This window comes from Bacteroides propionicigenes (genome assembly GCF_018390535.1).
GTDB lineage: Bacteria > Bacteroidota > Bacteroidia > Bacteroidales > Bacteroidaceae > Bacteroides > Bacteroides propionicigenes.
In genome coordinates this window covers 249,575-268,147 of record NZ_JAHBBW010000001.1, presented here as the reverse complement: position 1 = coordinate 268,147, position 18,573 = coordinate 249,575, and the positions used below count along the sequence as shown (strand labels likewise).

General features: G+C 49.4%; 16 protein-coding genes and 1 pseudogene. 4 read left to right on the top strand and 13 right to left on the bottom strand.

Going from position 1 to position 18,573, the window contains the following annotated elements; all coding sequences use genetic code 11:
• The first annotated feature begins 32 nt into the window (after positions 1-32).
• The 3 genes and pseudogenes from KG118_RS01235 to KG118_RS01225 all read left to right on the top strand — a co-directional run bounded on the left by KG118_RS01235 (position 33) and on the right by KG118_RS01225 (position 1,919).
• Positions 33-344: a winged helix-turn-helix transcriptional regulator gene (locus KG118_RS01235; RefSeq protein ID WP_007569362.1), complete on the top strand. Its 312-nt coding sequence runs from the start codon at positions 33-35 to the stop codon at positions 342-344.
• A gap of 165 nt (positions 345-509) precedes the next feature.
• Positions 510-1,341, top strand: a pseudogene (locus KG118_RS01230) (phosphoribosyltransferase family protein).
• A gap of 131 nt (positions 1,342-1,472) precedes the next feature.
• A complete protein-coding gene (locus KG118_RS01225) occupies positions 1,473-1,919 on the top strand; it encodes a GNAT family N-acetyltransferase (RefSeq protein WP_007569366.1) in 447 nt (148 codons plus the stop codon).
• A 734-nt stretch (positions 1,920-2,653) separates the two neighbouring features.
• Here the strand turns inward: KG118_RS01225 and KG118_RS01220 are convergent.
• The 13 genes from KG118_RS01220 to KG118_RS01160 all read right to left on the bottom strand — a co-directional run bounded on the left by KG118_RS01220 (position 2,654) and on the right by KG118_RS01160 (position 17,659).
• Positions 2,654-4,132: a PepSY domain-containing protein gene (locus KG118_RS01220; protein ID WP_007569370.1), complete on the bottom strand. Its 1,479-nt coding sequence runs from the start codon at positions 4,130-4,132 to the stop codon at positions 2,654-2,656.
• A gap of 10 nt (positions 4,133-4,142) precedes the next feature.
• Positions 4,143-5,036, bottom strand: coding sequence for a hypothetical protein (locus KG118_RS01215; RefSeq protein ID WP_007569372.1), 894 nt, complete (start codon positions 5,034-5,036; stop codon positions 4,143-4,145).
• A gap of 12 nt (positions 5,037-5,048) precedes the next feature.
• A complete protein-coding gene (locus KG118_RS01210) occupies positions 5,049-5,978 on the bottom strand; it encodes a hypothetical protein (protein ID WP_007569373.1) in 930 nt (309 codons plus the stop codon).
• The gene (locus KG118_RS01205; protein ID WP_225719307.1) at positions 5,965-6,219 is read right to left on the bottom strand and encodes a hypothetical protein; all 255 of its coding nucleotides are present in this window, start codon (positions 6,217-6,219) and stop codon (positions 5,965-5,967) included. Before KG118_RS01205 ends, KG118_RS01210 begins: the two co-directional genes overlap by 14 nt.
• 8 nt (positions 6,220-6,227) lie before the next feature.
• Positions 6,228-6,941 carry an HmuY family protein gene (locus KG118_RS01200; protein ID WP_008655044.1) on the bottom strand — a complete coding sequence of 238 codons (714 nt, stop codon included), beginning with the start codon at positions 6,939-6,941 and terminating at the stop codon, positions 6,228-6,230.
• A 14-nt stretch (positions 6,942-6,955) separates the two neighbouring features.
• On the bottom strand, positions 6,956-9,313 hold the full coding sequence (locus KG118_RS01195) for a TonB-dependent receptor (RefSeq protein ID WP_008655042.1): 2,358 nt from the start codon (positions 9,311-9,313) through the stop codon (positions 6,956-6,958).
• Positions 9,314-9,402: 89 nt separating this feature from the next.
• On the bottom strand, positions 9,403-10,035 hold the full coding sequence (locus tag KG118_RS01190) for a DUF4903 family protein (protein WP_044301994.1): 633 nt from the start codon (positions 10,033-10,035) through the stop codon (positions 9,403-9,405).
• A 412-nt stretch (positions 10,036-10,447) separates the two neighbouring features.
• Positions 10,448-10,939, bottom strand: a complete 492-nt coding sequence (locus KG118_RS01185; protein ID WP_007569380.1) for a hypothetical protein — start codon at positions 10,937-10,939, stop codon at positions 10,448-10,450.
• 40 nt (positions 10,940-10,979) lie between these two features.
• Complete coding sequence (locus KG118_RS01180) at positions 10,980-12,422, bottom strand: hypothetical protein (protein WP_007569382.1); 1,443 nt, start codon at positions 12,420-12,422, stop codon at positions 10,980-10,982.
• 147 nt (positions 12,423-12,569) lie between these two features.
• The gene (locus KG118_RS01175; RefSeq protein ID WP_007567535.1) at positions 12,570-15,308 is read right to left on the bottom strand and encodes an outer membrane beta-barrel protein; all 2,739 of its coding nucleotides are present in this window, start codon (positions 15,306-15,308) and stop codon (positions 12,570-12,572) included.
• A 386-nt stretch (positions 15,309-15,694) separates the two neighbouring features.
• On the bottom strand, positions 15,695-16,234 hold the full coding sequence (locus tag KG118_RS01170) for a hypothetical protein (RefSeq protein WP_007567538.1): 540 nt from the start codon (positions 16,232-16,234) through the stop codon (positions 15,695-15,697).
• Between the two features lie 120 nt (positions 16,235-16,354).
• Positions 16,355-16,783 (bottom strand): hypothetical protein, encoded by a 429-nt coding sequence (locus KG118_RS01165; RefSeq protein ID WP_007567540.1) that lies wholly within the window; start codon positions 16,781-16,783, stop codon positions 16,355-16,357.
• Between the two features lie 81 nt (positions 16,784-16,864).
• Positions 16,865-17,659, bottom strand: coding sequence for a M23 family metallopeptidase (locus KG118_RS01160; protein ID WP_007567541.1), 795 nt, complete (start codon positions 17,657-17,659; stop codon positions 16,865-16,867).
• Positions 17,660-17,799: 140 nt separating this feature from the next.
• Between KG118_RS01160 and KG118_RS01155 the strand changes: the two genes are divergently transcribed.
• The gene (locus tag KG118_RS01155) at positions 17,800-18,558 is read left to right on the top strand and encodes a DUF4099 domain-containing protein (RefSeq protein WP_007567550.1); all 759 of its coding nucleotides are present in this window, start codon (positions 17,800-17,802) and stop codon (positions 18,556-18,558) included.
• Positions 18,559-18,573: the final 15 nt, after the last annotated feature.

Here is an 18,573-nt window from a genome sequence, read left to right as displayed (position 1 = left end):
CTTTTGACATTGATTACGGAATCAGAATTGCAATGGAAGTTATTAGTGGGACATGGAAAAGTTGTATCATTTTTGAGCTAAGCGATGGGGCTAAATGTCCGAGCAAATTACACAAATTGTTTCCTGAAGCCAATGCTCGTGTTATAAATCAGCAATTAAAGAAATTGGAAATGTATGGAATCATAGAGAAGAAAATATTTGCGGAACTTCCCCCACATTCCGAATACTCGATTACTCCGATAGGTGAAACCCTTTTGCCTATCATTGAGAAACTGGAAGAGTGGGGCAATTTCTTTCGTCCCAATATGGAAAAAATATTAGGAATGTCAGCAGACAAAATGTAATTCATTCCTTTGCTTATATATTACACAGTAATAAATTGCATAAATACATGAAAACAAGATATTTCGAGAAGACATTGAAACAGGTGAACGGCAGGTGCAAAGCTCCCGTGGCAGAGAAAACTGCCGGTTGTACAGGTATGTCGGAATAACCTTATCCCAATGAATATGGAAGCAAAGCTCTGGTTCATGGTTTTGTGCGGCCTTGCAGTCCTGCTGTCGTATCTTGCCGGTTTCTGGCGACGGAAGACTGCAGCTGCTGCGTTCGCAGCAGCACGCCGCTACCGCCAAAGAGCGCGACCGTTATTGCCGTCTGGCGGTACTGGCGGGCCATCGGGAAGCCTGCCTCATGTTCTGTTTCGCCCGTTCGGACTTTTTCGAGGACCATCAGCCGCTCAAGCCGTTCAAATCGCACGGAATAAAAGTCGCTTTCTATGGGTATTACTATCCTTCACGGTACGCCGACCTGATCGACGATGAACAGCGGGCGTTCTGCTGTTCCCTCTACCAGTTCAAAGAGGGCGAAAATCACGGTATCGAGTTTTTTAAGGCGTGCATGTCCGTCTTGAATTTGGCCGATGCCCCTTACCACATCCTGTTTATGCCGTGCAGCGACGAGTTCAAGTATGCCCGGCGATTCAAACGGCTCGACTGGTACATCACAACCCACCGGCCGGACCTAAGTTCGGGCTTATATGATGTCGATGTGTTCGAGTCACGCGACAGCTTGCACGAGGCGAAAGGCGGCGAAAACCGTATCCTCGAAAGGAACTACCGTATCACGGGGAATATCGAAGGGAAACAGATTATCATCGTGGACGACGTGCTGACAAGCGGACAGAGTATGGCCGACTACAAGGAGGAGATAGAAAGGTGCGGCGGCAAGGTGGTGGCGGCCATCTTCTATGGAAAAACCGTTACCCGGCCGCCTCTGCTTCTGATAAAGGCGCACGTGTGGGGTGGCTGCATCGTGAACAAAATCAAGGAACTGACGAAATGAAAGAATGACTATTGTTGAAATTCGTTTGAACATCATCGGGAAAAAGCCTTATCCTTTTTATCAAGGGGTGGTAGAAAGGGGACTTGAACACTTGGAAACGGTTTTGGAACATTGGAAAAAGAATATATGACATGGAAATAAAACTTATTACTTCTAACAAGAAACAATTCTTGGATTTGCTGTTGTTGGCAGATGAACAAGAAAGCATGATAGACAAATATCTGGAACGAGGTGAGATGTTTGCCCTCTATGATGACGGTCTGAAGGCTATCTCTGTAGTGACGTGTGAAGGAGAGGGTATTTACGAAATAAAAAACATAGCCGTTTGTCCCTCCTCCCAACGCAAAGGATACGGAAAACGGCTGGTTGATTATCTCTTTGGATACTATCAGGGCAGATGTTCCGTCATGCTTGTCGGTACGGGAGATACGCCATCTACACTCTCTTTCTACGAACATTGCGGCTTTCGTATCTCACACCGACTGAAAAATTTCTTCACGGATAATTACGATCATCCGATTTATGAGGATGGAAAGCTGCTTACCGACATGGTGTACTTGCGGAAAGATTTCTCTTAATTCATATTTTGAATGGAATCTCATTTTTCACATCATTTATTATAAGTGATTTGTGATTATTGAATTATATCTCTATTTTTGGAAACGTAATTTTAATTTTCCCGAAAAACCAAGAATAATAGGGACAAGTATTTTTAGTCATTACATTAAAACATTATAATTTATGAAGAAAATCGTATTGACTTGTGTCCTCGTTTTTTCAGCCTGCTGTGTGACCCTGTTTGCACAAAAGGACAAAAAAGAAAAGGAAACAGTGAAAATAGAATGTTGTTGCGAGGACTGTACCTGCCGCAAGTGTAAATGCGATACGGACTGCTCGGAATGCAGAGGTTGTCGCAAGAATGAAGAATGCAGAAGTTGCGTAGATTGTGATCATGAAGGTCGTTGCTGCGATTATCATCGTCATCACAAGAAACACAGAAGAGGCGGATGTTGCGGAGGATGTTAAACAATCGCTGCCCCAAATTATAAAAAGTGAGGTTGTTCACTTCAAACCGGCACAACCTCACTTTTTATGCGCAAAGAGGCGATGTCTCCGTATGCGGTCATTCCAACCAATGGAATCTTGAACAAAGCCTCCCAAATTTTCAACTGGCAATCCGTTTCTTTCAAATGCCGTTTTATCTCTCCGGTCCTGCATGAAAATAAACAGGGCGTTCTGCCGTATGCCATCGCATTTTGTGTAGAATCGGGTGTGCTCAATCTCCAAGAGACTTTCTTAAAAACAAGTTTTATTACTTGTTTCCTTTTCTCACCCTATATCCTGTCCACAGACACCATACGCATCCTCCTCCCACGAGGAAGACAAACACGTAAGTAGCCACGCTGCCTATGAACACCCGTCCGCTGTGTACTTCCAAAGCGAAGTTCCAAAGCGACATGGGTTGTGTGGAGAGTTCGCCGGGCTGGACAAGTGCATCCGTTCCCTCGTAATATTCCACCACGCATTCCTTTCCCTTGAAATCCGCACTGTAACCCGAAACGGCAAACTTGCCGAAAGGAGGACCGGCTGTATCTTCGGCTTCTTCTCCCGTGAAGTAGTCCGTTACCCAGCCCTGCTGTCTGTCCCAAACGAACAGGCCGCTGAACGAACCGGCCAGCCAGTTCCCCTGCTTATCCTTTTGCCAGACATTCAGCCCCATGACACTGACCGGGGGAGCTTCCTCCACCTTCACGGGAACGGCATCCGGTGAAGCCAGCGAATAAAAACCTTCGGAAGTGGAGAGCAGCCAGTCACCGCACATATCGTCATAGCGCACCATGCGCAGCTTGTCGTGCCAAGGATTAGGGCTGTCTAAGGAAGTGCCGGGCAGAGCGGGTGTCTTAGTCAGAGCCAACGGTATCATGACGGGTGGACGGAGACACCAGCCCGTAACGGCCACCAAGAGGGTCAGTATGATAGTGGTGCGTCCCAGCTTGTCGTGCCACAGCAGGGAGAGGCGTGTCCATCGGGCTTCGCCTTCCGTGTGCCGCCCGTGGCGGTGGCGGCGGCGCATGTCCTTGGGCAGCAGCCAGTAGGCAAGCCCCGTGAGGCACAGGAGAACCAGCACAACAGCCACCGCATCCACAACCAGCTTGCCTGCCGTGCCGAACAACTCCCCGCTATGCAACATCCACACCGTGCGGAAAAGCGTCACCTTCGGCTCGTAACCGTCGGGAACTTTCACCTGTATTTTCCGAAATCCGGCGTGAGAAGACGTGGAGAGATAGAGGTACGAACGTCCGGCAACTACCAGCGTGTCGCCCCGGACGGTGATGTCCGAAAGACGTTCTCCCTCGTCCAAAGGCAGGGGGATTTCTATCCAAGCCGTTCCGTCGTGGCGGTACAGGCCGAACTGGCCGGCGGCATACAGCGTACCGTCGGGTGTTTGCACTATGCCTTTCATGCTACGGTAGTCCGCCCCTTGGGAAAGTCCTTCGTTGAAGTCCGCAAAAGCCGAGGCGGCAGTGTCCGTGCGCCATACCCCGGCTGCACCATAGGCCAGTATATGAGCCACGGAATCCTTGTCCGTATAGCGCAGCGTTCCCCTCAGCAGCCCGCCGTTCCATGCTTCGAAACGATAACCCGCAGGCAGCCACTTCCGGCTGACGTTGATGTCGGCCACCGCTTCACGATGATTCAGCACAATACCGCTCCAACAGAACATGAGCATGAAGAAGCAGAACAGCAACCCGAACCATTTATGATGTTTCCTCCAAGTTATCCGTTTCATGATTTATCTTTTATTGTCGTTTTACATCCGCAGTTTTCTTTCGTCTGTCACAAGCGAGATAAAGCCCGGTTACTGCAAACGAAACCAGAATCAACGCGATTTCCTGCACATGTCCTTGTGGATTTGCCCATAGCCCGTTCAGCAGGTGAATCCGGTCGAAGACCTCTACCGCGATCCAGAAGATAATTACGGTGGCGAAACCGAAACGCAGGCTCATGCCCCACGAAGCATAACGCAACAGCTTGGCGAACATGAACAGCGAACCGATGAAGCCCAGCATCCCGACAAGCAATGTCACCGGATGATGGTCACCAAAAAAACGCTCATCGTAGCAGAACATCAGCACCAAGTAGCACGTCCACAGCATGGTAATGACTTCCATAAAAGCGACAATGCTGGTATGGCGTGTCATGGGGCGTGCGGCGATTTCCTTCTTGTGCTTGCCGAAGAACAAGCGCTGCCACCAGTTCAGGAAATTGCAGCCGTTGGCAGTGCAGAACAGGTACAGCATCATCGTCATGGCCCAGAACCCGAATGTGGACGGAAGTATCAGGTATTCCGGCCGGCTGACAATCTCGCCCGTTACCGGGTCGAGCTGCGCCTGCGTGCCGAAACGGTTGGCATAGTACATAAACAGGAAGTCGATGGCGCCCATCCAGTAAAACATACCGCCGAACAAACCCAACAGCGTTTGTTTGACGTCGCCTTTTATGAATACACCGATAATGACCATCAGCAAACCGAACAGCCCCATTCCCATACCGGCATAGAACTGTTCCACCCCCGCCGTACCGTCTTTCAGCGCACGTGCCAGGATGTGTGTCAGCGGCATGGCAACCAATGTCACAGCGATGGAGACAAACGCTTTAAGCCAGTGCCTTTTTCTCTCTTTTGTTGCTGCCATATCCGGTTTTCTTTATTGGGAAACGGCATTCTTTTTCTTCGCACCCATATACCACAGGTAAACAGCCAGTACAAGGAACGCTGCCAGTATGATAATCATTTCCGTCTTATGCCCCATAGGGTCTACCCATATCTCGCTCAACAAATCCATACGGCCAAGGATCTCAATCGGTGTCCAGAACACGATAACGGTAGCGATTGCCATACGGATGTTGGCCCCCCACGCAGAAAGGCGCAACTGTTTGGCGAAGATAAAGAACGAGCCGATAAAGCATCCGACCCCCACCAACAGTGTCACCGGATGATTCTCGCCCAGGAATACATCATCGTAGCAGAACATCAGCAACAGGTAGGAAGTCCACAGCAACATCATCAGTTCCATGAATGTGACGATACTCGTGTGGCGCGTCATGGGGCGGGCGGCGATGTCGTTCTTCTTACCACGGAAGAGCAACCGTTGCCACCAGTTGATGAAGTTGCATCCGTTCTTTGTACTGAACAGGTACATTACCATAATCATCATCCAAAAACCGAACGAGGCGGGCAGTATGAGATATTCGGGACGGGTTACGATTTCACCCGTCACAGGGTCGAGTTCCGGCTGCGTGCCGAAACGGTTGGCAAAATACATGAAGAGAAATTCCACCCAGCCTGTCCAGAAGAGCAGACCGCCGAAGAATCCCCAGAGTGTTTGGCGCGTATCTCCTTTGGCGAATACGCCGACAATCACCATCGCCATACCTACCGCGCCCATGACAAAGGCCGAATAGTGCAGAACGGTCTCGCTCATCAGATGCTCCATGATAATCATCAGCCCGTGCCCCAAAGGCATGGTAAACAATACCATGAGGAAAGAAGCGATGGCTTTCCACCAATAGCGCCGTTTGGCGGCAGGAGGTGTTACATTTGTTGTTTCAGTGGTCGTTACGTTAGTCTTTTCCATATTCCATTAATTTACGTTTGATACGTTTCTTGTAGAATACTATAATAATTGCCGCAGCAACCAGCATGGCGGCGTGCAGCGTAATTGTAAACTCCCAAGTGGGAGCATTGGGGCTGTCCCCGTACTTGTCTGCCATGACGAAGTGGGCGACCGTTATCGCCGTCAGGAAGACGATAACTGTCGGCCATTTCACCCACCGCCGGTTGCAGAAGCGCATAAAGCGCACGAATTGTCCCATCATACTTTCCGTCATTTCAATTCGTCGCAATAGTAACTGATTCTCCCGCCTTCATCACCGATTTCCACGTTGGCATCGTACCAACTGATAATCTGTATCTTGAAGTACCTCTCTCCGTCGGCGGTACGCACCACATACGTGTGGAACGAAGGGGTGTATGTGGGGGGAGGCCCGGAGAAGCTCATGGCCTGCGACAGCAGCGGGTTGGCATTGGTCTCGGTCGTGGCAGGACCGTTGTTGGGGTCGAACCACGGGTTGGCATCGAAGTCCAGATTGTTTTCCACAAGGTAATGGTTCCAGTCGTTCTGCGACATGGTGACGCGCACGTCGTCCGTGTCAACGACCCATTCCAAGTCGGAAGGCAGTTGTGAAACGCTCGTCCAGTCATCGTAACCGCCATAGCCCAAGTCGGCGGCACCGCCCTGACCGATGCCGCTCGTACCCGAATTGGTACGCATGGTATAGCCGCAGAAAGCCAGATCCCAGTCCGTGCGGTTGATTTGTTCGCCTTCCTTGATGTCCTTGTTCACGGTGTAAGTGTTGAATGACTCTCCCGTGCGGAGGTTGAAGTATATCCAGTCGTTCGTCACCCCTGTGGAATAGCCCGACTTGCGGGGCAGCGTCTTGCCCGTAAAGGGCTGTATGTCGTCATAGTCCACGCAGGAGAACATCGTGAGACAGCCCAGCAGGAGGCTTACCGTTTTGAATAATCCCATACGTTTCATTGTCGTATATTTAATCATTTCTTTTTCCTTAAAGAGTTAATCACATCGTCCAGCATAAATTCCAACTGCACCCATCCGCGTGTTCCCGGCGTGGCGGGCACGTTGAACATCGTGATGCCCGAACCGAGGGTTTTCGGCACGTAGTTGAAGATGTTGTCCACACCGAGCGTCAGTTTTACCTTATTGTAGAAGGTCTGCGACACCGACAGGTTGCACAGCACGTATTGCGGCAGGTCGCAACGGAAGTAGGCGTCATAGCTCTTGTTGTCCTCTTCCACGAACACGCGGTCCTGCACGTCGAACTTCTTGCGTCCCATGTACGAGGCGCTGAACACGGCGTTCAACCGGTAGTTCTTCTTCGTGAACTTGTAGTCCAGACTGGCCGTGGCGGCATGGGGAGAGGTGGTGTTCACCTGTATGCCCTCGTTCTTGCTCACGTTCACGAAGCTGTACGTCCCGTTCAGCGTCAGGCAGTCCAGCACGTGCCAGCGCAGCAAGGCTTCCAGCCCCAGAAGGCGTTGCTTGCTCAAATTGGTGTACTCGAAGTTGTACTGCATGTCGTAGATGCGCCATACGCCCTCGATTTTATCACGGAAATAGTTGCCGTAGGCCGTACCGGACAGGAACAGGCGGTCGTTGCTGTACTCGGCTCCCAGCGAGAAATAATTGTTCTTTTCCGGTTGCATGTTCTCGTTTCCGCGGATCATGAACATGCCCAAATGGTCCCAGTTGAAGAAGAGTTCCTTGATACTCGGAGAACGGTATCCCATCGAATAGTTGGCGCGGATGCTCCACCGTTCGTTGGGCGAATACTTGGCGGCAATCTTGGGCATCCCCATGAAACCGAACGCCTTCGAGAAGTTGGTACGCAGTCCGGCAGATACCATCCACTTGGGGTTGATGGTCCACTCGTCCTGCAAGAAATACTCCGTTTCTTTCAAGGCGCGGGTTTTCAGATCGTGGTTGGCATTGCCGGAGAAACGGTCGGAGGTCAGTTCGTCCGACGTATGTTCCACACCGAAGATCAGGCTGTGCCCGTCGAAGTAGTTGCTCGTGATGGTCAGGCGCGGCTGCCAGATGCTACTCTCGTAGTCCTTGTTGCGCGTGTCGATGCGCTCGTGCCGCTTGAAGCGGTCGTAAAAGTCGGCATGAAGGCTACCCGTAACGCTGAACCAGTCCTTCACGTGGTAGGTCAGCTTGGCTCCCGCCGTCCAGTCACGCGCCTGGCTGAAAGTCATGTCCTGTATCAGGTCATACGTGTTCATGAAGAAGGTGCTCCCGTAAACCAAGACCGAGAGGTCATCGGTCGGGTCGTAATACAGTTTTTGGGAAACCGTGATATGCTCCTTGCCCTCGATGCCCATCGGCGGACGTGAGGACGAGTTGACCACGGTGATGTCGTGCGGAAGGAAGGGATTGGCCTCCTGCGTGTAGACCTTCTTGTCATTCTCCGCCTGATACATGTAGAACGCATCCGAGGAACTGTACCATGCGTCGGTCTGCGAGGTTACTTTCCCCGCCTTGAATCCGGCAGATACCCAGCCTTGCAGGTTGGGGCGGTCGGCATTCTTCTCGAACATATACAAAAAATCCTTCGGTTGCGGATTCTTGTAATTGCGCTCGTTCATCTGTCCGTAGCGCACACCTGCGTCGATGGAAAGCGGTTTGGTCGTTTTCTTCGTGATAAGGTTGATTACCGCACCGGCGGCACGCGAGCCGTACAGCGTACTGCTGGCTCCTTTTACAATCTCGATACGGTCGATGGCGTGCAGGTTGAAACGCTCGTAGTCGAGATTCCCGGCCATGTCGCCCGTCATGCGCTCGCCGTCCATCAGGAACAGCACGTGGCGGGCGTCGAGCCCCTGCATGGAGATTTCGTTTCCGAAGCCCACCTTCTGGATATTCAGACCGGGAGTTTCCTGCTGCAATGCCTGTTGCAGGTTGCTGTATCCGGCTTCGACCAACTGCTTGCCGCCCAAGACTTGCGTCGTAACGGGCGACATCTTGATGGGTCGCGCTGTACGCGAACCGGTGACGACTACCTCGTTCAGTCCCAAATGATCCTCTTCCAGATAGACGGTCTTCTCGGTTTCGGTCGCTTCTATCTTTCCTGTTGCCGGAACAAAACCGACATAGGATATTTTGTAATAATACGTTTTCTTGGAGGGGATTTTCAGTTCCGCCAGCCCGTCCACATTCGTGACGCTCCCCTGCAGGTTTTGCAACGCTTCGTTATCGGCATAGACCACAGTGGCCGCGATGACCGGCTGTTCCGTCCCTTTCTCCAGAACTTTGAGCTTTACTTTACGTTGTGCCTGGGCATTCATACATGCCAGTAAGACACAAAATAAGATGGCTGTTATTCTTTTCATCTGTCTATCATCAAAACATGTTATTCTACACAAAAAAGAGGGAAAGCCGTGTGTCTTACGGTCTTTCCTTCTTTCCTGCAATCGAAAGGTCAAGCCTTGCCCTGTTCTTTCTTGGCTTCTTCCAAGTCTTTTTCGTACTGGGCAAATTCTTCTTCAAAGCGGTCGATACGGCTCTTGTCGATTTCTTGCAGGAAGGTTTCGGTGCGCACGTTCATCATGTTGTAGTCCACGATGAACTCCACTTGCTTGGTGTCCACGTTCAGGAAACCATCTACACGGGCGCCGCTCCCTTCCTGGTTGTCCGCAGCGTCATCGCCGCTCGTGGTGACATTTCCGTCCGTTCCCACGAACTTCACCCAACCGCTGCCGGGGTATTCATCCTTTTCCCAACTGTTGAGTTGCATAAACTTCGTTGCACAGCGGAAGGTGATGGCGAAGGGCATGGCGCCCACGGTGAAGTCGCTCAGGTCGAGCACCATCGTGCCGTCTTCCCGCCAAGAAAAGTTGAATTTGGTGGGGCAACCGCTTTCCAACAGCGTCTTGTCCACACCGCTCATTGTAGCACGGGTTGAGAGCACGAGGTCTCCTACAAGGATTTCCTTCGCCTTATCAATATATTCCTGTGCAGGTGGCTCATTGGTAAGTGAATCGTCACTTTCACACGAACTTAATCCGATTACTGTTGCCATAAGAAGGCTGAATAAAAAGTATAACTTTTTCATTTTGCTTATATAATTTACTTGTTTTGTAATCCATAATTGTTTCCTGTTCATTACCCTTGCCTGCGTGTATTCCGCAAAGGGTATGTAAAGTCATGGTTTTTACATGATTAAAGGCAGGCTTTTTCCGATGGCAAAGTCTGTCTTTGATGTGTACCGCATGTAGGCTTCAGAAGCGGTTCAGGCGGTTTGGATAATTTTGTTTCCTCGCCGTCGGTTGCATACCGGAAGTGTTTTTAGCGGCATAGCAGCCTTGCTGACAGGATAATGGTGTCTTCCCCATTGGGTGAGGTGAATATATTGTGATAATTTTTTCTTAGTAACACACAAAAAAAGAGCTAAGAGAAAGCCGTTTGACAGCTTTCTCCTTACTCTTTCTGAATTTAATTTCGTTGCTTGACAAAATAATGACGAATTATTTTGTTCCAACAAAGTGTACGGATGCAGGGAAATCTGCACCTAAGAACTTACCGGATACTGCCAGAGTAAACTCGATAGTGTTGCCTGTAACTTTGGCATCAGTCAAAGAATCTAACTTCAATGTTACTAAATCCATGCCTAAAATGGTCAAAGTTCCTGCTTTATCACCTTTGAAAGCTGTAATTTCACCGGTTTCTTCATCTACTTCTACTTCCAACTCGATAGTGATATTCCCCGGCATACTTCCGATCTGCGGAAAATCGCAACTCAAAATACCATTTTCAAGAGTATAAGATGCAGCACGTGGCTCATAATCTTCTCCTCTCATTTTGATTTGATCCATTGTACCGTTATAAGTACCTTCGTAATCGCTGATTGCCAATACGGTACTTACACCATCTACATCCATCACTGTGGCAGCGTCAGCAGACTGTGCCATTCCGAAACTTGCTGCAACAAGGGCAGCTCCTAAGAAAAATTTTCGCATCGTTTTTATAATTAAAGTTTAATAAAAAAATAATTACACTTTATTTTTGTTTGTTCAATAAAGTCCTCCAACGGCATCCTTTGTTTTTATCATACGATAAAGAAGAAGTATAACCTAACCTTCTGACCGTATCGTCTGGGTCAATGTCTGTATAATTTGCTTTCAGGAATGCTTGGGTTGATTCTCTATAGAAAGTGTTCTCTGAACAAGCGAAATAAGTACCGGCATATCCATCTTCACTATAGAAAATGGTCAGTTCCGGATAAACCAGATTAAAGTCTTTATTCAAATCACCTATACTGAGTTCTGCTACCATCTTGACATTCGACATGTCAAATGTTTCCAATGCGTCCAAGCATTCAATATCAATTCTGTAGGCTTTCAATTCATTTTTTTCGGGCAATTTGATTTCTTTCAGTATAGGACATCCCAGAACCATCAGACTACTGCCATACGTACCATTGCCTTCCGTTTCTTTATCTCCTTGACCCCAAATAGTGGAATAACTCAAATCTAACTTCTGCAATGCCGGGTTATTTTGGACCCAAGCACTTCGCAAATCTGTAGCATTGGATAAGTCGATATCTTCCACTTCTATATTTTGCAGGATGACTTGGGTTATGAATTTCCCTACTTTTATATTGGGCATAGAAGCTATACTTTCTTCTCCGGCAGAATAAAGGCTGATTTTAGCACCTTCCCAATAAGGATTCTCCACCAGAAACTGAATACCCTCAAAGTTGGTAACATTATCAGCAGGAGCAACAAGCAGTTCCTTTGTTTTCTGGTCGAGTCCCAAATGTTTGCTAAGGTCTATTTGGTCGCCGTTAAACAGATCGGCAAAATTTGTCTGCAAATAAGTGAGCAGGTTTGCGTCGGGCACGTCGCGCAGGGTGGTATAAGTTTGCAGATTGCCGTCGACATCAGTCATCTTCATATCAATGGTGCCGGCGGTGATGGCTTCCTTGTTTTGGCGGTAGAAACGCACGAGATCTTCGATATTCTCTTTAGCGGTTTCCGGAAGGTAAAGTTTGGTAATTTCGTGCAGGTTAGTCACAGTTTCATCACCGTTTTCTTCCACTACGACACTCACAAGATTATCATAGTCGTAGATTTCATTACCCGTCAGGTCTATTCCGGTGATTTGTTCCGGCAATTTGGCAAAGTCGAACGCCGGGCCGTAACCATTGTCCGACAGATCCACATCAGTCAAGTTAGGGAACATGGAAAGTTCTGCCAGTGCGTCTGTGGAAATCTGCGTTCCGGAGAGGTCAAGCGTCGTCGTATTGTTAGCCAAATCATCAAGCAACAGATTGCCGTCCTCGTTGAATGTGTAGCCTCTTTGAACAAGAATGGTTTTCAATTCGGTATTCTGCACGGCACCCGTGCTGTATGAGAGGGTGTTGTCGTCATCGCTGCACGATGCCCCTATCAGCAGCATTGCGAATGCCATCAAACCGACATGCAAATTGTTTCTTTTCATCTTTCTGTGATTTTATTATTTCGTTATTATTATTTCGGGGTGCAAAATTATAACGAGTTTACTCAGAGCACAATACCTAAAAATTGGTATATAATTAGAAGCAAATCACCACTCATTAACTAAAAAAATATAAACTTCGCTCCTGCTTTATAATTGTTTGTTAAAACGGTACTTGAAGGAGAGCATGAACCAACTACCTATCTGCTGCGTGTGTCTCTCCGACAATCCGGAGGAAGAGACGCTGCGGGTAAAGTTCTTTTTCTGGCTAAGGATGTCCGCCCAGTAGAATGACAGTTCCGCCTTCTTCTGTTTGAGGAAACGCCAAGAAAGGGAGGCGTTCCACACTACCTGGTCATCTTCGCCGGGGGTGATGTTCGTCCCGTTGCGGAAAGAATAATCGACATCGCTCCGCAACTGAATGCCGCCGGGCAGGTCGGCGTAGGCGTTCACCCCCAAGCGGTAGTCGCGGGTGTAATCGCCGGTTTCGCGCAAAAGGTTGGTGGAGTGGCGGAAACGCCAGTCACCCGTCAGGTCGAAACCTCCCCATTGGGGCTGGTAGCCAAAACGCAGGTTGGCATTCAGTGTCGTGTTGTGGGTCGTACTGCGCTCCGGCATCTCCTGCTGTCCCTCGTTGATAAGGCTTACGTTCTGGCTGAACGAAGCGCCGGTACGTGCGGTAACGGAAAATCGGCGTTTGATGCGCTTCTGGTATCGCACGGTGGCTCTTGCGTTCCAATTCCCGTTCACATTCACGGGATAGCTTTCTATACCGCCTGTTTGGGTATTGTACGTCACAGCCCGTGTCACACTGTTCACCGTGTTCGCCCAAGTCATGTCTCCGTTCAAACCTATCTTCGTGTCTCGTGCTTCTAAGCGCACCCTTTGGTTGTACGAAGGGCGCAGGCTGGGATTTCCCCGTGTAATGTTCAGCGGATCGCTGTTGTCGGTCAGTGTCAGCAGTTCGGTCAGTCCCGGCTGTTTCGTGTCTCCCTCGTAACTTAGTTGCACCCGTGTTTTCTTTTTGTGCCACAAGACGGTAACAGCCGGGTAGTAGTTCACGGAGGTTCTCAGCGTGTCGGCTTGCATCCGCCCGGTCTTCTGGTCGAGACTCTGCCGTTCGGGAACGACGGACAGGCCAGCGTTGATTTCCCAAGTTCTGTCCGTATAGTTAAGGTGGAGGGCCACTTCATGCGCTGTCGTGTGGCTTCGGCTTCTGTTGCTCAGGCTGTCGGTATAGGCTGCCTCGTAGCCTTCCGGCAGGGTGTACAAGGGTTCATCGTCCGTACCGTCGAAAAAGCGGGACAGGTCGTAGGTATTGCGGTCGTTGTTTTGGTTTTCCCGTCTGAATTTATACGAAAGTTGTGCCCGCAGGCTCTTGTGTAGTGGCTGTGTCAGTATCAGTCCCAAGCTGAATTTGCGGTTTCTGTTTGGGCTGTCATAATATTGATTACGGTAGAGGACGGAATCGTTACCCCACTCATCCTGCAATTGGTAATAGGTGGTGGAGGACACGGAAAACGCCTCGTTCTTTCCTCTCCCCTCCGAGTATTGCATGGTTAGCCCCAAACTGCTGCCTTTCTCGTTCAGCCGTCGGGTGAGGTCGGCGTTCAGGAAATACTGCCGGTTGGCGCTTGTTGAACGGGAGTTCATGCGGATGCCATTCACCCGGATATCGTTTTCCGTTTGGCCGTTTTCTTCCCCATTGAACGGTGCTGTGATATCCAATTCTGGATTTTCATTGTAGGTCGCCTGCCGGCTGTCACTCCCGTTTGTCCCTTTCATCGCACTAAAGCTGCCTGAAAGGTTCAGCAAGGTCATCTTATCGATATTCCATTTCATGCTTAGCATGGTGCTTGCCATGCGGTTGGTGTTGTGGCGGTCGCTGGTCGCATAGCGGTAGCGGTTCCCCGTTTTCAGGTATTGCTCGTAGTAAGATGTCCCCTCGTTCCCATTGATAGCATTGCTGTACATGACATTCCCGTTAAGGTGTATCTTCTTTCCGAACTTTTTCAGGAAGTTCACCGCTACATTGTCTTGGCGGTTGTCTTTGTTTGCGGATGTCATGTTGCGGTTGCCGCTTTTGGCGATTACCGACAGGTTTTCCCCGCCGGTTTTGAAGAAATTGCTGATTAGTTCCGCTTCTTTTTTCTTGTTGTTACCCTTGCCTGCGGCTACGGAAGTCATCAGTGTACCGTTGAACTCCTTCTTGGTTTGCAGGTCGAGCACATAGTTTTCTTCCCCTGTTTTTATCCCCATGAATTTCTCCATTTCGCTACGCTTGTCATACACTTTTATCCTGCTTACCAAATCGGCGGGCAGATTTTCCAAAGCCAGCGCATGGTTTCCTGCAAAGAACGCTTCCCCGTTAACATTGATTTCCGCAATGGGAAGCCCATTATAAACCAAGGTTTTGTTTTGCCTGTCATATTCCAAGCCCGGTATCTTTTTTACCAGCTCTTCCAAGTTCGAGCCTTCGGGAATCCGGTAGGCATCGGCATTGATGACGGTAGTGTCGCCCACCAGTTCCACCTCCTTTATGGGAGCCGTGACCACCACTTCGGACAGTTCAAGACCTTCTGTCAAGACAATGTTTCCGACATGGATTTTCGTCTTGCCTGTATTTAATGCACGAAACTCCGGCTTCATACCTATATAAGAAACTTTCAGCAGGTAAGGCGATTCTTTCTTTGCATGGAAGCTAAGACGGAAATTCCCGCCGGCATCACTCATCACCCCTTTTACAAGGGTGGAATCCCCGGCTTCGAGTACCAAGATATTGGTATAGGGCAACACCTCTTGTCCTTCTCCATTGTTGGAAACGACAAGGGTCTTTCCGGTCACATCCACCCTCTGTTGGGCAAATAGAGTTATCGGAAACAGGAACATAAGTATCAGTCCGAGAACAGATATACGCACAATTACCCGTTATTTTTTTATAGTTTTTAAAAGAAATGAAAAACGGGTACAAAATTACAAGCTTTTACCAGCCGTGCCAATACCAAACAATCGGTATATATAATAACTCATTACTTTAACCTTCAACATATAAAAAATGGTCGGAACGATACAGAGTACAAGAAAACCTGCCGTACAACCGGGTCTTTTCCAGAGCATGGCGTCATGTATGAACCGGACATTTGTCGTGCAAATGAAAGCCTTCCAAAGAAACAAACCCCAGTCCACAATAAAAACAAATCCGGCAACCGTTCTTTTATAGAACCGGCTGCCGGACGAGCCAAATTGCGGAAACTGTTACCGTTTCCCTTCCAGAATCAGAATCGGCCGACCCGCAAAGCATTCACGAAAGCGCTGGCCTCTTCTCCCGTATAATGGAGTACGGAAGATGCCGGTTCGTAAGCGTAAGGAACATACTTCAGCAACTGGACGGCAGCGAAGTTACCGTCCTGCGAAACCATGTAGTCCATCCGCACACCGCCGTCCTTCTTCGGCAGTACCTCTGCCTTGCCGTCAAAAGTCTTCTCCTCCAGCAACCGCCCCAATACAGAGAGGTCGCCCGCATCGAAGAAACAAGAACCTTTTTTCACCAAACTGCCGGTCGGAACGTATATCAGACTCCTTTTTCTTATCATCAGGCGAATACCTCCGGCCACCAGAAAGGCGATTCCGCCGACCAGCAGGACAGGACCTGACGCGGAAGAGGAATCTTCCACTTTCGACGAGAAAAACAGAAGGCACAGTCCCACCGCACAAAAAAGGAGGGAAAGAATAAGAGCCGAAATATTGGTAATCTTCTTTATATCGGGATGCGCTGCGGAAAACAGGGTTTCGGCAGCAGAAATGTTTTGATTCATACGGATTGAAAATTTTATTTTTGCTGATTGTTCAATAATAAGATATACTCACGACGAACAGCCACACCCCGCTTTTCAGCCAAGTGTAACCGTCAGTATAAACGATAAAAAAACAAACCGCTAAATCAGAATCCGTCTCATCCCGAAGATATAATGCTCGCAGGCATTATCCCAGTTCGGGCTACGGGAAGAGTCATGCACGAGGGTACAACAATAGGTCAGGTTGTTCATGCGGCAAATGAGATACCGCTGTAAAATTCGGAGAAAATGGGCCGTTTCCACAGATATGTACCGAAGATGCATCCCCTTTACCGATGCGCCGGCACGGCAAGCCACATCGGGGATTTCCCCGATTATGCCTGTTATGTCGCTGTCCTTTTTTTGCCGGATAGAGTCTCTGTCATGGAATTGCTGAAAAGAGGCGTTGTCCGTATTTCGGACACAACATTCCTGCGCAGCCGCCACACCGGCCGCCGGAACATGCAGCGCCCCGGAATTGCATACCAAGGCCAGCAGCACCAACGATAGAACAGCAACGAATCCTTTCATACCTTAATTTTGCCTTGCAAAGGTAAGCATAAAGGCATTTTTTTACCATTCCCGTGAAATGATTAACAAAAATAAACGGAATCATCTGTGTTTTCCACCCGCAGGACTTAATGCGGGGGCCTCTCTGGATTCGGCCAGTGCCGCCACGCACTCTTCGCGTATGGACTTGATGTAATCCAGTACCATTAACGGATCGACACTTTTTCCATCGAGCTTGCAGGAAATATGCAGGTGTTCGCTGGTGCTGCGTCCTGTAGAACCGGTAATACCGACGACATCCCTCGGCCCGATAGCAGCCCCTTTCCGGGTAAGGATACGCGACAGGTGGCAATAGCTGACCGTGTAGTCTCCATGCCGTAAGGTCACATACTTGCCGGAGGATTTGTCCTGCCCGACTTTCACTACCACTCCCGCCATCATGGCCATCACCTCGTCGCCCCGTGCGTGGAGGTCGATTCCGTTGTGAAACTTCTTTTTTCCGGTAAAAGGATCTTTCCGATACCCATAAAGCGAGTTGATTTTCATCCGGTGCAGCGGATAGCTTACGCTAAGGTAACGCTCTATCCATACGTGTTTGCAGGTGTCGGCGGGCAATGCCGGGGCGGCGTCTCCTGCCGACGGTAAGGAGTCTTGGACGGAAAGCATGTTTCCGGGCAAGGTCGCCACATTATCCCTACCGGCAGAAACGACTTCAACCCTGTATCGGGACGGCACGGTCGAGACCGTATTGAATTGTGCTTGAACGGGGCCTGCGATACTTGCAGCACCCGCCATCAAAACCAGTAGTTTCTTTCTCATGCGGCAAATATAACCAGCCCTGCCCAAGATGTCCCGTTTCCACGGCCTTTTTCGACCAAAGTACAACAAAAAAAGCATTCAGAGTATGAATTTATGCGCAAAATCATACTCTGAACATAAAAATAAACTCTCTTAATACACTAATATTATTCTATTATATACAAGGGAATGAAAAGAATCTATCTTTGCAAAGTGTAATTCAAAATACAAAATTAAATATGAATGTAGTACGATTTGAACTAATTGAATTGCCCTATCCGACACTGGCCCGATTCGGGCTTACACAGGAGATGATCGAGGACTTGCCGATGCGTGTCCTCGATGAGATTTGCGACGGCAGACACTCTCCCGTGCTTCCGGTCCGTGTCCGTGACGAGAAGGGAGAACTAATCGAAAGCCGCAGCCGCTTCGCCCTTGTCCGTAGAGATGACGGTCTGTCGGACGTGGTATTTTATCCCGTCCTGGAATCCTCGCCACTGGAACGCTACGACGAGGCGCAACAGAAACAACTGCTCGCAGGCAAGGCGATTCTTGCCGATGTGGAGACGGCAGACGGACGGCACAGCAAGGCATTCGTGCAGATAGACGAGGAAACGAAGCAGGTGATGTATATCCCCACGCCGATTATCGGGCGCAACCTGCAAGTGCTGGCCGACATAATGCACCTCGGTACAATGGAGGTAAACAGTATGCAGAACGGCGAACCGCTGACACTGGTCGTGGACGATGAACCCGTCACGGTGGGCATCGACCTGCATGACAAGACCGGCATCCGCTTCTGTTCGGGCGACAGCCAGAAATGGAAAGAACAGCCCAAACGCGAGTGGGACAAGTACACTTTCGGCGTGTACGGCTGCTGGGTGATGGACGATGACGGCAACCTCGACTATGTTCCCGAAGAGGAATATACCGAAGAACTGTGGAACGAACAGAAGAAAAGCGCCGAGCGTAACCGTGCGGCGGGAGTTCACAAATAATATCTTAACATCCAG